Raw genomic sequence first — 13,174 nt, forward strand, 5'->3', positions numbered from 1 at the left:
GGGAGTGCCTCCGTTCGCCCGTGTCCGGGCTCAGGTATCACACACCGAAAGCTAGGCACGGCAACGGAACCGATCAACGCCCGGAACAGGCGTGGCCGCTACCGGTCACTCGCCGGGGACGGCCGCGGGGCCGCTTCCGGTCACGCGCGCCCGGCCCGCCGATCCGTTCCCGCTGTTGGCCGGCGCGACGGCGGCCGTTTTCGGTCACGACGTGGTCGGCCGCGGCCGGCCGACCCTAGGTTGAGCATGGTTTGGACCATTGCAGGGTTCTCAGTGACGAGGTGAGCCGTGTCCTACCTCTCGGCGCCGTACCAATTGGCGCGTTCTCCGGGACAAGCCGAACGGTCCGGTCCATTGGCGTTCGGGCACGCGAACATCCTGCGTGCCGTCACCGTCGACGACGATCAGACCCGCGACATTCTCGCCATGGTGTTCGCCGCGCCCCCTGGCCCGCCGCGGCGGGTCGTCGACCTGGTCGGGGTCCTGCTCGAACGGCACGAGTCGCTGCGCACCAGGTATCGCTTCAAACCCATTGTGACGCAACATGTCGCCGCCACGGGTGAGTTGGTGGTCGAGGTGGTCGAGGCCGGCACCGATCCGTTCGGGACCGCGGTGGCGACAGCGCGGCGCCTTCGGGTGCGGCCCTTCGACTTCGAAGCCGCGCCGCCGCTGCGGGCGGCGGTCGTGACCCAGGACGGTGTCGCCCAGTACCTGGTGTGGGTGGTCAGTCATGTCGCGATGGACGCCGCCGCCTGCGAGATCCTGTTGCGGGAGTGGACCGCCCTGGCGTCCGGCCGTCCGCTGCCGCCGGCCGGCCCGCAGCCGCTTGACGTCGTCGAGCTCGAACGGACGCCGCCAGTGCGACGGCTCACTTCGGGCGCGACGAAGTACTGGGCCTCCCGAATGCGGCACGTGCCGCAGGCCATGTTCCCGTTGTCCGCCCGCGTCACGGCGACCCGCGACGACTGGCATCCCGGCCTACGGATCCGGTCCCGTACGGCCATGACACATCTGGCGGACATCGCGGCACGGACCAGCGCCAGCCACTCCGTGATCATGCTCGCCGCGGTCAACGCGATCGTCTGCCACTACACCGGGCAGTCGACCTGCGTCACCACATCGCTGTCCGGCAACAGGGTTCTCCGCCGGCTACGGGACTTCTTCGGGTCGCTGTCGCAGGACGCCCTGCTGTCAGTCCCCGTGCCCGAGACAGGCACCTTCGACGAACTCGTGCGCGATGTCCGCGCTGCTGCGTTGGCGGCTTACCGGGCCGGATGGTTCGACCCTGCGGAAGTGTGGTCCGCCATCACGGAGGCGAGCGCGCAACGCGGCATCTGCTACGCGCGGGACCTCGTCTTCAACGACATGAGCCAACTGTCCAGCGGTGCCGACTTCGTCACCGCGTCGGCACAGTCGCGGCTGCCCGCGGTGTGGTTGCCCGGCGAGGACGACCTCACCGTCAACGAGTCCGATGTGGACGCCAGTCTGCGGCCGCAGCCGGCGGAGAACATCCCGTGCCGGCTCGTGGTGTACGTGTACCGGCTGGACACGGAACTGGACGTGATCCTGCACGTCGATCCCGCGTGTATGGACGCGGGCGAACTCGCTGAGTTCGGTCGTTTCCTGCTTCGGTTGCTGCGTGCGGCGGCCGAGTCCGACGTGCCCGTCAAGGACCTGCCCGCGCTCACCACGTTGACCCCGTTGACCTACGGCGAGGGCTGGTTCCTCGTCGACTCCTGCTGGGTGGAGATCGACGCGGTACGCGACCTGCTCGCCGAGGTCCTCGGTGACCGGCCGCATTTCGTAAGTGTGCTGCCCGACCAGCGGATCGGCCACCGCGTGACGTGCCATCTCGCGGGCCCCGCGGACATCGAGGACATCCATCGGCGGTGCGTGGCGGCGCTGCCCGGCCGAGTCACCGTGGTCGCGCCGCACGAGTACGTGGTCTGTGCGGAGGTACCACCGGATCCGAACGGTTGGGCGACCGCGCCGGTCATCGCCCGTGGCGACGGAAGGCCTGCGGGGAGTGGCCTCGAATGACCACCGACACCGAGTCGTTGCCCCGGACTTCCTTGTGGTCCGCCAACTTCCAGTTGTATCTCGGCGCACGGTCGACGTCGATGCTCGGCGACGCCATGCTTCCGGTCGCCCTGTCGGTGGGTGTGCTCGCGGCCGGCTACGGCATCGCGGGGGTGGGATACGCCCTGGGCGCCTGGATGGGGGCGCTCGCGGCGTGCATGCTCATCGGTGGTGTCCTCGCCGACCGGTTGGGGCCCAGACGGTTGATGGTGTTCGCCGACCTCGTGCGGCTCGTCGTGCAGGCCGGGATGGCGTTCGCGTTCGTGGTGGGCGTGCCGTCGTTGTGGCTGATTCTTGTGCTGCAGGCGTGCAGCGGTGTGGCGACGGCGTTGTTCCAGCCCGGTGTCGCGAGCATGGTGCCGAAGGTCGCCGACGACGTGCAACGCGCCAACGGCGTGCTCCGGATCGCCGAGGCGTTGGCCGGCGTGCTCGGTCCCGCGTTGGGCGGTGTCCTGGTCAGCGTGTTCGGTCCGGGCACGGTCTTCGGCATCTACGCCGCGACGTACGGGATCAGCGCCGGTTGCCTGATGGCACTGCGCATCGCGCCGGCGCCGGCGGAACGGACCGCGCAGTCGTACCGGAGTCAACTCGTCGAAGGCTGGCGGGACTTCCGGTCCCGCGCCTGGCTCTGGGGGGTGATCTCGATCTGGCTGGTGTACGGCAGCCTGGTGCCTGGGGTCGCACTGCCGGTCGTGGCCGGCATCGTCACCGGCGACGACGGCTCCACCGGGCTCGGGATCGGGATGGCGGCGTTCGGCGCGGGCGGCGTGCTCGGCGGCTGGGTGGCGATGCGGACGAAACCGCTGCGGCCCTTGGCGTCGGGTGCCATCGGCTGGGCGCTGTTCTGCCTGTATCCGGTCGTTCCGGTCCTGCGGCCCGGGGTGCCGCTGCTGTGCGTCGGATGGCTGCTCGCGGGTGCCGGGCTGGCCTACTGGCAGGTGATCTGGGCGACCACGGTGCAGACCAAGATCCCCGGCGAGTTGCTGAACCGGGTGTACGCCTACGACGTCTGCGGCTCCCTGGTGGCGTTGACGCTCGGCCGGCTGCTGGCCGGCCCGCTGACCGGACTGTTCGGCGCGTCGAACCTGATGCTGATCTCCACGGCGTTCGGCCTGCTGTGCACCGGCGCGTTGCTCGCCGCGCCGGCCATCCGTCGACTGGAACGTGTGAACTAGAAGGGGGATCCATGGCAGTGCCGACGGAAACGGAACCAGCCGGCGCCTTAGCCGAAACGTCCGATGTGGACGATTTCGTGATCAGGACCTACGAGCACATCGCGGCCAATCCCGGCATGGCCCTGGCGGGCTGCGCCGAGCGGCTGTCGGCGCGGCGGACCGACGTCGAGCGAGCCGTCGACCGGTTGCGGCACCTGGGTCTTGTCACGGGTGACCGGCCGGTCGCGGTGAGCCCGGACACCGCCCGGATGGCCCTGTTGCTCCCGCTGGAGCAGATCATCCGCGACCGCAGCCGGCAGCTCGCGGATTGCCTGCGGTGGTCGCGGCCGTTCGAGGACGCCTTCGACCGGGCCAGGCGGGGCGCGGGGCCGGCCGTGACCCGCCTTGGCCTCGACGAGACCGAAGCCCTGCTCACCGAAGCGGCCCGCCGGTGCACGGCCGAACTGGTCATGATGCAGTCGTGCGTCGCCCAGGAACCCCCGGCGGCGCGGTGTGCCCGACCGCTTGTGCTTGACACCGCGCGGCGGGGCGTACCGGTACGGTTGCTGTACCCGCACTCGGGTCGCGGCGACACTGTGACTCGTTCCTATCTGCACGAGGTGACCGCGTCGAGCGGCCAGGTCCGCACCTGTGACGACATCTTCGACCGCTTCGTCGTCTTCGACAGTTCGACCGCGTTCATCCTGACCTCGGGTGACGAGGCCGGGTGCGCGGCCGCCGTGATCCACGAACCCATCGTCATCCGTTTCCTGCTGCGCATCCACGACCACGTCTGGCAGTCCGCCACGCGGTTCACCCTGCGGCAGTCCGGGTACGGCAACGCGTTGGGAGTGCTGAAGTCCAGCATTCTCGACCTGCTCGCGGCCGGCCTCACCGACGACGTCATCGCCCGCCGGGTGGGCATGTCCGAACGTACGTTGCGCAGGCACATCGCCGCCATCATGCGGGACATGTCGGTGGGCAGCCGGTTCCAGGCCGGCGTCGCCGCCGCCAGTGCCGGCCTGCTCGGCTCCGGTACGCCTGCTCACGACCATTTCTGATGGAGGAGATCCCGTGCGTTCCAGCAAGCCGGTAATCCTCGGCGGCAGCCCGCTGCTGGCCGACGAGGTGCCGCTGACCCGGCCGACGCTCACTGTCGACGAACAGATGAGCGCCGCCCTTGGCGAGATCCTGAACTCCGGCAGCCTCACCAAGGGCCGGCACCTGGCCGCCCTGGAACACAGGGTCAGCGAGTTCCTCGGGGTCGGCCACGCGGTGGCGGTGTCGAGCTGCACCAGCGGCCTCATCCTGGCGCTTCGCTGCCTCGGCCTGCGCGGCGAGGTCGTGCTGCCCAGTTTCACCTTCATGGCCACCGGTCACGCGGCGATGTGGAACGGTCTGACACCCGTGTTCGCCGACATCGACCCGGAGACCTTCGGGCTCGACCCGGAACGGGTCGACGACGAGATCACCGACCGGACGACCGCCCTGTTGGCGGCGCACACGTTCGGCGCGCCGTGCGACGTCGAGGCGCTGGCCAAGATCGCCGCGACACGGGGGATTCCGCTGGTCCTGGACGCCGCGCCGGGTTTCGGCGGGAGCTACCCGGACGGTTCGATGATCGGCACCAAGGGCGCGGTGGAGGTTTTCAGCCTCAGCCCCACCAAGCCGTTCACCACCGGCGAGGGCGGCCTCATCACGACCGACGACGCGGACCTCGCCCGGGAACTGCGGATCGGTCGGGAGTACGGCAACAAAGGCGACTACGACAGTGCGTTCATTGGAATGAACGCTCGGATGCCGGAGCTGTCCGCGGCGCTCGGTCTGCACAGTCTGCCGCGCCTGCCGGAGATACTCGACCGCAGGAGGCGGCTGGCCGACCGGTACCGAACCGGTCTGTCTGATGTGGACGGTATCGGCTTCCAGCACGTGCACCCGGCGGCTCGCAGCACGTACAAGGATGTCTGCCTCACGGTCCACGTGCCGAAGTTCGGCGTCGGCCGGGACACCTTGGTCGAAGCGCTGCGAGCGGAGAAGGTCGCCACGCGGACCTACTACGACCCGCCGCTGCACCTGCAAACCGCTTACCAGGCAAGCGAAGCCCGCCACGGGTCGCTCCCGCACACCGAGGAGCTCGCCCGGACCGCGGTCACCGTTCCGTTGTACGCGCACATGTCCGACCAGTTGGTGGACCGGATCTGCGACGTCATCCGCCGTATCCACGAGCACGGCGAGGAAATCACCGCACGAAAGGGATTATCGTGAGCATCCTGCGAGACTCGGCGATCCTTGTCACCGGCGGAACCGGGTCGTTCGGCCAGGAGTTCACCCGGTACGCGCTGGCCGAACTGGGACCGCGGGAGATCGTGATCTTCTCCCGTGACGAGCTCAAGCAGTACGAGATGCGCCTGCGGTTCGGCGCCGACCCGCGGATCAGGTGGGTCATCGGCGACATCCGCGACCGCGACAGCCTGGTCCGCGCGATGCACGGGGTGGACCACGTCGTGCACGCGGCCGCGCTCAAACAGGTCGACACCGCCGAGTTTCACCCCTACGAGTACACGCGGACGAACATCTACGGCTCGCAGAACGTCGTGGCCGCGGCCGTCGAGACCGGCGTGCGGAAGATCGTCGCCCTGTCCACGGACAAGGCGTCCAGCCCCATCAACCTGTACGGCGCGACCAAGATGGTGGCGGACAAGCTGTTCACCGCGCCGAACTCCGGGGATGTCGGCTTCGCCGTGGTCCGGTACGGCAACTTCGTGGGCAGCCGTGGCTCGGTCATCCCGCTGTTTCGGCGGCTGGCCGGCGAAGGCGGCGCGCTGCCGATCACCGACAAGCGGATGACCCGGTTCTGGATCACCCTGGACCAAGCAGTGCGGTTCGCGGTCGACTCGTTCGACATGATGCGGGGCGGCGAGTTGTTCGTCCCGCGCAGCCCAAGCATGAAGATCGCCGACCTGGCCGAGGCGGTGGCGCCCGGCTGCCCAACCTTCGAGGTGGGCATCCGGCCCGGCGAGAAGCTGCACGAGGAGATGATCGCGGCGGAGGACAGCTACCGGACGTTCGAGCTGGCCGACAGGTACGTCGTCCTCCCTACGGTCGGTGGCGTCCCGGGCGGCGGGCGGCCCGTGTCGCCGGGATTCACGTATCGTTCGGACACGAACGACGTGTGGCTGTCAACGGCCGAGCTGCGGACGCTCGTCGAGCCGACGGGGGTCAGATCGACATGACGGTTCGGCTCACCGGGGCGGTCATGGCGCATCCGCGTCGAACGGCGTCCGCCGAGACGCTGATCTCCTCGGCGCCCTTTCTCGACCTCGTCCTCGATCCCGACCCCAGCGGCCCGCCGACCGGGCTGCGGACGTCCATGCGGGCGTGGTCGTCGGTCCCGGCCGGGTCGACACATCATCTTGTGCTCGAGGACGACGCCCAGCTGTGCGAGGGATTCCGCGACCAGGCCGAACGTGCCGTGGCCGCGGCACCGGACGCCGCGATCGTGCTTTTCACCGCCTGGGGCTCACGTAACGGAGCAGTAGTCCGCTTGGGCGCGCTGTCGGGTGCCCGCTGGGCGACGCCGGTCGCCGAGTACACCGCGAACGTGGCCCTCATCCTGCCGGCCGCGGTGGGGGAGGGCTTCGCGGACTATGCCCGCGCGCACGGCGGGACCTGGCCGGACGACGTGATACTGGCCCGGTACCTCAAGTCCCTGGGCGTACCCACCTACCTGACCGTCCCCAATCTCGTGGAACACGGTGAATTCCCCAGTATCTCCGGAAACGACCGGCACGGCCTGCGGCTGTCCGCGTGCCATTCGGCCGTCCCAGCGGACACGGACTGGAGCCTGGACAACCTGATCGAGCCGGACGCGGTCCCTTTCTTCAAGTTCGGTGTGGCCCAGTGCACGGTCCGGTCCGCCGATCGTTGGCTGACAGTGGGCACGGACCGCGGATCCCGAAAGCTCGGCGTGGACGTCGACCGCTGCGAGACGGAATTCGACAGAGCGAAGCCGGCCATCCCGCTCCCGCCTGGCCGGTTGGCGGCCTTCTGGCGAACCGCTTACACCTTGGGCCTCCTCACGACCCGGTACGCCGCGACAGCGATCTCGCCCGACGATCCACTCGTGGACAAGGCGCTTTCGACGCTCGGCCCCGGGGGCCTGTGCATGGAGGTAAGCGCGGCGGAACTGCGGGCACTCCAAGCGCCCCTGCGGGACTTGGCGTGGACGGCCGTCTCGGCGGGGGCGTGCCAACCCGAGTTCCCCCGAACGGGCCGAAGGATCCTGTTCACCGGCCCGGACTGCGCGTTGCGCCGAACCCTGGTGGCGGACCTCGCCGACCGGGGGCACACCGTGCGAACCACGGCCGACCCCGCCTCGGACCAGATGGCAGCGGACGACACCGTTGTCGAACTGGTCACCGCCGGGCCGCCGACGCGGATCTCCGTGCGGTGCCACGTCACCGGCTCGCCGGCGGTGCTCCGCCTCGGCGTGCCCTACGGCCCCGAGATCGTCGACTACTCGCCGATCAACGACCTCGTCCTCCAGTCGCTCACGATCCAGCCCATGCGCGCCGAGACGTCGCTGCCCGACGCCGTGCGGTTCGTCCACGTCTGGGACATCGGGGCGGCGTTGGCTCGGATCGTCGAGTCGCCCTGGCTGTCCGGGGAGTTCGACCTGTGCCATGACGAGGTGGTCAGTCCGGTCGAACTCGCCGAGGTGATCGCCCGGTCGGTCCGGTCGGTCGCGATCGATCTGGTGCGGGTGCCGGGGGAACTGTCCGGGCCGGCGCTGTGTCCCGAGCGGGCCAAGGCGGAGTTGGGCTGGCGGCCGGCCGTCGACTTGGCCGAGGGCGTCCGGACCGTCGCGCAGTGGCTTGCCTACGAGGCGGACTGACCATGGAAACGACCTTCGCCACCGAAGCGGGTGCCGACGTCAACGAGGACGCGGTTGCGGCCGGGGCGGACTTCGCCGTCGTGCTCGACGGCGCCACCGCCGAGCCCGACACGGACGCCGGCTGCCGGCACGGAGTTCGCTGGTTCGCGACCCAGTTGGCCGGTCGACTCGCCGCACGCCTCTCGGTGGACGAGTCCAGGACCCGCTCGTTGGCCGACATCCTGCACGACGCGATCGAAGCCGTCGGAATGTCTCATGTGGACACCTGTGACCTCGGGAACCCGTGCAGCCCATCGTCCACTGTCGCACTCGTCCGGCAGCGGCGCGACCACGTCGACTATCTGGTGCTCGGCGACTCACCCGTGGTGTTCGCCCGGCGGGACGGTGCCGTCCAGCCGGTCACCGACGACCGACTGGCGAGGTTCGACGGCCCGTGGTGCGAACTGCGCCAGGTGCGAAACGTGCCGGGCGGCGTCTGGGTCGCCGGGAACACCCCCGCCGCGGCCGAGCACGCCGTGGTCGGCTCGGTGCCGGTCGCGGACATCGCCGGTGTCGCCCTGTTCAGTGACGGCGTGACCAGACTGGTCGACCGGTACGGCTGGACCTGGCGGGACATGATGGCCGTCCTGGACAAGAACGGGCCGGCTGACCTGATCGCGTCGACGAGGGCAGCGGAACGAACCACACCGGGATTCCCCGGGAAACCGCACGACGACGCCACCGCGGTGTTGTGCCGGTTCAGTCAGTGATCAAGACCTCGGCAGGACGCTCGACAGCCCGCACCGGCCGGTGCCCGCTCCAGGACCTCACAGCTGGCGGGATCCCGCATGCCTGGCACCAGGTTTGACGTCAGCCACCCGAACTCGGCGGCGCGGTAGCCGAGCTCGAACCTGCTGCGCGCGCCGACGCGTTCCATCAGCATGGTCACGTGGCGCCGGACAGTGCGGGCCGACACGCCCAGCTTGCCGGCGACCGCGTCGTCTGTCTTGCCGGCGACCATGTGCCGCAGCACGGACTGTTCGAACTCGTCCGGCTGTCCACAGACCGTCGCCCAGGACGCCGCCGTGGCCCAGCGCTGGGTGAACGTCTCCACCAGGGCGGTGACCAGGGACGGCGTGGTCACCGCCAGCAGGACACCTGCCGAGTCCTGCCGGTCCGCCGGGACGACCGCCACCCTGCGGTCGATCAACAGCGACTCGTGCCCCCCGTTCTTCGCGATCCGCACCTGGGCCCGGTGCCGGACCATCTCCCTGATCTGGCATTGTTCGTCTTCGTCACACGGCGGCCAGAGCATCCGCACCTCAACCTGGGGCAGGCAGGTACCGGACCGCACAGCTTCGACCACGCGCGCACCGATGTGCCGCGGAACGCCGGCCGCGGCGAACAGCACTTCCTGGCGCGCGTCCCGGATCAAGTCCAGAAGTCTCGAGTGGCCCACATCGGTAACGGGCTCGTCACCTGCCCGTTGCCGGCCGGCGCCGGCCGATCCCCGCTGGGTTCGATCCCGCGTCCCCTCCTCTGCGACCGGGCGGCCGGTGGCGCCTGGTCCGTGCTCGAGATCTGCCACTCGACAGGCCGAACAACTACTCCGCTGGTCCTCCTGCCACGCCCACTGGATGCCGGTTGGCTAAGTAGCCGTCCGAGACGGACAGATCCGGCTGGCCGGTCGAAATCTCCCGATGCCGGCCAGGGGTTCCGGGGCTGACAGACTCGCGGTATACCATATTCCACTCCGATCGGCGTGTTCGGACCCACCGTCTGGTCCAGACCTTTTGACACTAGAGCCGTCGGCTCACGCTCAACAGTCTCCGATGCTGATTCGCTTGTGTGCGAAGGGAAAGGATTACCGTCGGATTACGTGCGCCGATCCGGCTGGTCAGGCTCGCGGTGAGTGTGACGGATCATGCCGATTGGCTCGGGCGGGCAAGATCCTTTTTCGCTGTGCACGGCGGAAACTTCGTTACCTGAACTGTTAACCTGGCCAAGTGGGCAATCAGGAGGGCCGGATCGGGGTGGTGACCGGGTTGGTTCGGGCCGCGTTCCTGGTGAATGCCGTATACACCGAATCGGCTCGGGAATACGGCATCACGTCCCAGCAAGGACAGTTGTTGTGCGTGCTGATGGCGCAGCCGTACGGGATGGGCGAGCTGAGCGCGGTGCTGGGGCTGGCGAAGTCGAGCCTGACCGGCCTGGTGGACCGGACCGAGCGCAACGGCCTGGTCCGGCGCGAGTCCGACCAGGCGGACACCCGTGCGGTGCGGGTGCTGTTGACCGCGCGCGGCAGCGAGCTCGCCGCGGAGTTCTACGCCGAGACCTGCCGGCGGGTGGACAAGCTGGCCGTCGGGCTGACCGCCGCCGACCGGGCGATCCTCGGCGACCTGCTCGGCCGGATCGTGCTGGACAACAACGTGCCCACGGTCTTCCTGGACAGTTCGTACCCCGAACCAATATAGTTCGTAGTACGAACTGAACAAGGGGGGTAAGGCTGTGTCCATCCCAGACGTCGTCTTCGGTTTCGGCGCGCACAGTGAGATCGACCAGGGCCCGGGACTGCTCCGCCTGGTCGACCAGGCCGACCGGGACGGGCTGGACGTCTTCTCGCTGTCGGACCATCCCTACATCGGCACGCACTTGGACGCGTACGCCACTATCGGCTTCCTCCTGGGCCGCACCCAGCGCATCGCCGGCTTCGCCAACGTCACCAACCTGCCGACCCGACCGCCAGCCATGGTGGCGCGAACGGTGACCTCGCTGTCCGCGTTGTCCGGCGGCCGGGTCGTGCTCGGCATGGGCGCGGGCGGCCTGTGGGACCGCATCGCCGACATGGGCGTGCCACGGCTGTCGCCGAGCGACGCGGTCGACGCCTTTGAGGAAGCCATAGTGCTGGTCAGGAAGCTGTCCGGCGGCGGCCCACCGGTCACCTACCAGGGCCGCCACTACCAGGTGACCAACATCGAGCCGGCCGCGGTCACCGCACCCGAGGTATGGACCGGCTCGGTCGGCCCGAAGTCCCTTGCGGCGACCGGCCGCGTCGCCGACGGCTGGATCCCGGGCCACGCGGCGGACTGGCTCAGCGAGCGATACCGGACGTCCCGGCCGGTCATCGACGAGGCGGCAGCCACAGCCGGCCGCGACCCCCGCGAAATCCGCACGGTGTTCAACCTCCCCGGAAAGATCACCGACCGCCCGCTGGCCGAGACCCGCTCCCGCGACGGCCGCTGGATCGGCGGCTCGGTCGACCAGTGGGTCGAGGAACTCACCACCGCCGTGCGCGAGCACGGCGCGGCCGGCTTCACGCTCTTCTCACCGTCCGGCGGCACCCAGGACTCCGTCACCCTCGGCCGCTGGGCCGCCGAGATCGCCCCCGCCGTCCGCGAAGCGATCAGCTGACCCGCGGATCCCCCACGGGGCGAAGACCTGATCACGTGCGCCCACACCCCGAACTGGGTATCACTGTCACGTCCTGACTGGATGACTCGCTTGGAACGCCAGCCTGCGGTCGGCGTCCACGGCGATCCGCTGGAGCTCGTCGTCCAACGCCATGAACACCTCCCACGGCGTCTTGTCACTCACCGCGACCAGCCGGTCGATGACCAGTTGTTCCAGGTCGGGGACGCGTTTGGCCTTCCAGATCTTGTCGGCGAGGCTGACCAGCAGGTCCGCCATGGTGGCGTCGGGCGCGCTCCACGATCCGTGCGTGCGGGCGAACCTGGCCAGGTCCGGGGCGACCCCCCGAGCCAGCAGGATCTCGCAGCCGGCCTGTTCGTGTTCGCTGCCGGGGTCGGACAACTCTCCGATGTGGACGGTCTTGCCGATGTCGTGGGTCGCCGCGCCGAACAGCATGGCCGGGCGATCGAACTCCGCCGAGGGATAGTGGAGCTGGACCCAGTCAGCCAACTGCCACGCCACGTCGTGAACCGCCCGCAGGTGCGCAGCGAGCCTCGGCGGGGCGGCCAACCCCGCCAGAAGTTCCCCGGCCAGCTCCGGCAACGGCCGCAGCACAGGGTCGCCGGGATCAGTGAGAGCGCGACGCAGCAGGTCCCCAGCCATACCACCACAGTAGTCCTCAGGGGTTAGCGTGTCCGTGTGAAGGATCTTCCTGTCGGGTTGGATCAGGCCCACCTGCGGCGTGGTCTGGCCGAGTTCGGTATCGACGCGGTGACAACGGCCTATGCCCCTGTGGGGTTCGGCGACTACCACTGGACGGTTACGGGCGCCGACGGCCGGCAGTGGTTCGCCACCGTCGCCGACCTCGAAGACAAGCCAAACGCACTAGACGGTCTGCGCGCGGCCATGGACACAGCGGTGGCGTTGAGCGATCGCCACTTTGTCGTGGCGCCACTGCGTGCCGGCAGCGGCGAGACTGTCGTCGCGTTGAACACCCGGTACGGACTGAGCGTTTTCCCTTTCATCGCAGGGAAACCCGGTGAGTTCGGCCAGGAGTTGCCGCCGCAGCAACGGGATCAGGTGCTGGACGTGCTCGCCGAGCTGCATAGTGCCCAGCCGCCACGGACAACACCACACCTCGACCTGAACCCCGAGGGACGCGACGACCTGGACGCAGTCCTAAAAGAGTCGGCCCCATGGACCGGCGGACCCTTCAGCGAACCCGCCCGGCACCTGCTCGCCGACAACGCCGGCATGGTCCGCGCCCGCCTTGAGGACTTCGACCGCTTGGCGGACAAGATGAAACGCGCGCCGCACGTGGTGACGCACGGTGAACCCCATCCGGGCAATCTCATCCTGGCGCCGGCCGGCTACCTGCTGGTGGACTGGGACACGGTCGGCTTGGCCGTTCCGGAACGCGATCTGTCGGTCCTGTCCGACAACCCCGACGACCTCAAGTACTACACGGTGACAACCGGACGGGCCGTGGACGGGGACGCGCTCGCGCTGTATCGGTTGCGCTGGAGTCTGGCCGATGTGGCCGCGTTCACCACCTGGTTCCGTTCGCCGCACGAGCGCACTCCGGACACGGAAACCGCTTGGCAGGGCCTTGTCTCGACGATCCAGGTGCTCACCCCGGCGGGGTGAGCACCTGGGGTTC

At 69.2% G+C, this 13,174-nt stretch carries 12 protein-coding genes; 10 read left to right on the forward strand and 2 right to left on the reverse strand.

Features of this window, described 5'->3' with window-relative positions; all coding sequences use genetic code 11:
• The first annotated feature begins 288 nt into the window (after nt 1-288).
• The 7 genes from EV192_RS52215 to EV192_RS52245 are packed head-to-tail and all read left to right on the forward strand — an operon-like array spanning nt 289 to nt 8,876.
• The gene (locus tag EV192_RS52215) at nt 289-2,040 is read left to right on the forward strand and encodes a condensation domain-containing protein (protein WP_132126287.1); all 1,752 of its coding nucleotides are present in this window, start codon (nt 289-291) and stop codon (nt 2,038-2,040) included.
• The gene (locus EV192_RS52220; RefSeq protein WP_132126288.1) at nt 2,037-3,254 is read left to right on the forward strand and encodes an MFS transporter; all 1,218 of its coding nucleotides are present in this window, start codon (nt 2,037-2,039) and stop codon (nt 3,252-3,254) included. The genes EV192_RS52215 and EV192_RS52220 overlap by 4 nt, the downstream gene beginning before the upstream one ends.
• Before the next feature lie 11 nt (nt 3,255-3,265).
• Entirely contained in the window at nt 3,266-4,294 is a 1,029-nt protein-coding gene (locus tag EV192_RS52225) for a helix-turn-helix domain-containing protein (RefSeq protein WP_132126289.1), read from the forward strand.
• A gap of 13 nt (nt 4,295-4,307) precedes the next feature.
• Entirely contained in the window at nt 4,308-5,498 is a 1,191-nt protein-coding gene (locus EV192_RS52230; RefSeq protein WP_132126290.1) for a DegT/DnrJ/EryC1/StrS family aminotransferase, read from the forward strand.
• The gene (gene pseB / locus EV192_RS52235) at nt 5,495-6,466 is read left to right on the forward strand and encodes a UDP-N-acetylglucosamine 4,6-dehydratase (inverting) (protein WP_132126291.1); all 972 of its coding nucleotides are present in this window, start codon (nt 5,495-5,497) and stop codon (nt 6,464-6,466) included. Before EV192_RS52230 ends, pseB begins: the two co-directional genes overlap by 4 nt.
• A complete protein-coding gene (locus tag EV192_RS52240) occupies nt 6,463-8,127 on the forward strand; it encodes an NAD-dependent epimerase/dehydratase family protein (protein ID WP_132126292.1) in 1,665 nt (554 codons plus the stop codon). Before pseB ends, EV192_RS52240 begins: the two co-directional genes overlap by 4 nt.
• A gap of 2 nt (nt 8,128-8,129) precedes the next feature.
• The gene (locus EV192_RS52245; RefSeq protein WP_132126293.1) at nt 8,130-8,876 is read left to right on the forward strand and encodes a protein phosphatase 2C domain-containing protein; all 747 of its coding nucleotides are present in this window, start codon (nt 8,130-8,132) and stop codon (nt 8,874-8,876) included.
• Here EV192_RS52245 and EV192_RS55410 read toward each other — a convergent pair.
• A complete protein-coding gene (locus EV192_RS55410) occupies nt 8,870-9,541 on the reverse strand; it encodes a helix-turn-helix transcriptional regulator (protein WP_207926975.1) in 672 nt (223 codons plus the stop codon). The two genes, EV192_RS52245 and EV192_RS55410, sit on opposite strands and share 7 nt — an antisense overlap.
• Before the next feature lie 571 nt (nt 9,542-10,112).
• Here EV192_RS55410 and EV192_RS52255 point away from each other — a divergent pair.
• Together EV192_RS52255 and EV192_RS52260 are read left to right on the forward strand one after the other, a co-directional pair.
• Complete coding sequence (locus tag EV192_RS52255; RefSeq protein ID WP_243727632.1) at nt 10,113-10,580, forward strand: MarR family winged helix-turn-helix transcriptional regulator; 468 nt, start codon at nt 10,113-10,115, stop codon at nt 10,578-10,580.
• Between the two features lie 34 nt (nt 10,581-10,614).
• Nucleotides 10,615-11,517: an LLM class flavin-dependent oxidoreductase gene (locus EV192_RS52260; protein WP_132126294.1), complete on the forward strand. Its 903-nt coding sequence runs from the start codon at nt 10,615-10,617 to the stop codon at nt 11,515-11,517.
• 66 nt (nt 11,518-11,583) lie between these two features.
• Here the strand turns inward: EV192_RS52260 and EV192_RS52265 are convergent, their stop codons facing one another.
• Nucleotides 11,584-12,177 carry an HD domain-containing protein gene (locus tag EV192_RS52265; RefSeq protein WP_132126295.1) on the reverse strand — a complete coding sequence of 198 codons (594 nt, stop codon included), beginning with the start codon at nt 12,175-12,177 and terminating at the stop codon, nt 11,584-11,586.
• Nucleotides 12,178-12,213: 36 nt separating this feature from the next.
• Between EV192_RS52265 and EV192_RS52270 the strand changes: the two genes are divergently transcribed.
• Nucleotides 12,214-13,161 (forward strand): phosphotransferase, encoded by a 948-nt coding sequence (locus EV192_RS52270; protein ID WP_243727633.1) that lies wholly within the window; start codon nt 12,214-12,216, stop codon nt 13,159-13,161.
• The last annotated feature ends 13 nt before the right edge of the window (nt 13,162-13,174 follow it).

The sequence above is a fragment of the Actinocrispum wychmicini genome (genome assembly GCF_004345645.1).
Classification (GTDB): Bacteria; Actinomycetota; Actinomycetes; order Mycobacteriales; family Pseudonocardiaceae; genus Kibdelosporangium; species Kibdelosporangium wychmicini.

What these genes read in the sequence shown, in the direction of transcription:
- EV192_RS52225 (WP_132126289.1), top strand. Translation starts at nt 3,266, where the DNA reads ATGGCAGTGCCGACGGAAACGGAACCAGCCGGCGCCTTAGCCGAAACG.
- EV192_RS52240 (WP_132126292.1), top strand. Translation starts at nt 6,463, where the DNA reads ATGACGGTTCGGCTCACCGGGGCGGTCATGGCGCATCCGCGTCGAACG.
- EV192_RS52220 (WP_132126288.1), top strand. Translation starts at nt 2,037, where the DNA reads ATGACCACCGACACCGAGTCGTTGCCCCGGACTTCCTTGTGGTCCGCC.
- EV192_RS52265 (WP_132126295.1), bottom strand. Translation starts at nt 12,177, where the DNA reads ATGGCTGGGGACCTGCTGCGTCGCGCTCTCACTGATCCCGGCGACCCT.
- EV192_RS52245 (WP_132126293.1), top strand. Translation starts at nt 8,130, where the DNA reads ATGGAAACGACCTTCGCCACCGAAGCGGGTGCCGACGTCAACGAGGAC.